Below are 1654 nucleotides of genomic sequence, written 5' to 3'. Positions count from 1 at the left end.
AGTGGTTCAGGGCGTAAGTCCTTCGGGGGTTATGCGGCCAGGGCGTGTGCGGCAGGCTGGTGATCGCAGCCGGTGGGCTGTTGGAGGTTCTGCTCTTTCTGTTCGTGTCGCTCGATCCGGGCCATGAGGTCCTCGAGGTCGGCCGGGGTGAATCTCCATCTGAAGGGCCGGGCGGTCGCGTTGTAGCGCTGCTCGAAGGCGGTGAGCCGGTCTTCGACCTGGTCAAGGCTGGTGAAGTCGTTGGGTGTCAGGACCTTGCGCTGGATGATCGAGAAGTAGATCTCCACCTGGTTGACCCAGGAGGCGTGGATCGGGGTGTGGACCATGACCGCGTTCGGGAACCGCCGGCTGAGCCGGTCGGCGGCGGCCTGGCCGCGGTGTGAGGAGCCGTTGTCGACCACCCAGAACACCCGTTTCGCCGAGGCGTAGGGCTCTTGGGTCATGACCTGCTCGACCAGGGTCATGAACGGCAGGATGCCGGTCTTCGCGTTGCGGTGGGAGAACACTCGGGCCTGGTGGACGTCGTAGGCGGCCAGGTAGGCGAGGGCGCCTTTGCGCTGGTACTCGTGGTTGACCCGCATCATCCGGACGACGCCGGGTGCCAGGGTGGGGTGGCAGCGGCAGCGGGCCTGGATGCTGGTCTTCTCGTCGCTGGAGATCACGTACTCGTCATCGCCGAGCGGGACGCCGTCGAACGTGCGGGCGTAGAGGCCGAGCACGCGGGCGGCTTTGACGGCGAACTGCGGGTCGCGGATGAAGATCCAGGACTGGTGCTGCCAGGGCTTGAGCGTGTCGCGGGCCAGGATCCGGCGGATGGTGGACGCCGAGATCGCCGCGACGATGCCCCGGTCGACGGCTTCAGCGGCCAGGTCCGGGCACGTCCACTTCGACAGTGGTGTGCCCGGTCTCGGCCGGCAACTGGCAGGCCAGGGCTTTGACCTCGGCGACCTGGACCGGCGTGAACCGTGGTGGCCGTCCCGGGCGGGGCCGGTCGGTGAGGCCGGCGAGGCCTTCGTCGGCGAACCGGCCGCGCCAGCGCCGCACGGTATCGACGGTGAGGTCGTGTCGGCGGGCGATCGCGGCGTTGGAGTGCCCACGGGCCGCATCGCAGACGATCCGGGCCCGGACGACGTGCTGATATGCGGCGGTGTGGGAGTAGGCCAGAGCGGTGAGCCCGCGCCGTTCGGCGGCGGTCAGGGTAATCGGGCGAGCGTGAGGGGCAGGCACCGGCCAGCTTCCATTGAAGATGATCTCGTTCAGGGCTGGTCGAGGATGCCGGTCAGGCGTGCCGCAAGCCGACAGGACACGCCGGAGGCGGCAGGATGTGAACCTATGCCGGTCATCCCTGCCTCCACGAAGACGTCCCTGCCGCAGCGACTGCGGGCACGGGCCAGGGCGAACTGGCCGCAGTTGGCCGCGGTGCACGTGCGCTACCAGGGTCAGTTCGCCTACGTCACCGTCGAGTTGACCGGCGGCCAGCAGCTGCCGGTGATGCGACTGCGCTACAGCGGATCCGCCCACCGCTGGAGCCTCGCCACTTACCGGGCCAGTAACAACAGCTACGAAGACCAGTACTGGTTCAGCGGCACCACCGAAGAAGCACTCGACTTCGTCTGCGACGTCCTCATCAGCCCGATCACCGACTGGCCGCATC

The 1654-nt window shown here is 68.0% G+C and carries 2 protein-coding genes; both read right to left on the bottom strand.

The features are described 5' to 3' along the window. Nucleotides 1–29: 29 nt before the first annotated feature. Complete coding sequence (locus tag AB0G14_RS35590) at nucleotides 30–719, bottom strand: transposase (protein WP_357705193.1); 690 nt, start codon at nucleotides 717–719, stop codon at nucleotides 30–32. A gap of 139 nt (nucleotides 720–858) precedes the next feature. After that, nucleotides 859–1653, bottom strand: a complete 795-nt coding sequence (locus tag AB0G14_RS35585) for a helix-turn-helix domain-containing protein (RefSeq protein ID WP_357705191.1) — start codon at nucleotides 1651–1653, stop codon at nucleotides 859–861. Nucleotide 1654 lies beyond the last annotated feature (1 nt).

The sequence above is a fragment of the Micromonospora sp. NPDC023814 genome, from assembly GCF_040639595.1.
Classification (GTDB): domain Bacteria; phylum Actinomycetota; class Actinomycetes; order Mycobacteriales; family Micromonosporaceae; genus Micromonospora.
The sequence above is the reverse complement of the archived record's forward strand: the minus strand, read 5'-3'. Positions and strand labels throughout refer to the sequence as shown.

Coding starts and splice junctions, on each gene's coding strand:
- AB0G14_RS35585 (WP_357705191.1), bottom strand. CDS start 1,653: ATGCGGCCAGTCGGTGATCGGGCTGATGAGGACGTCGCAGACGAAGTC.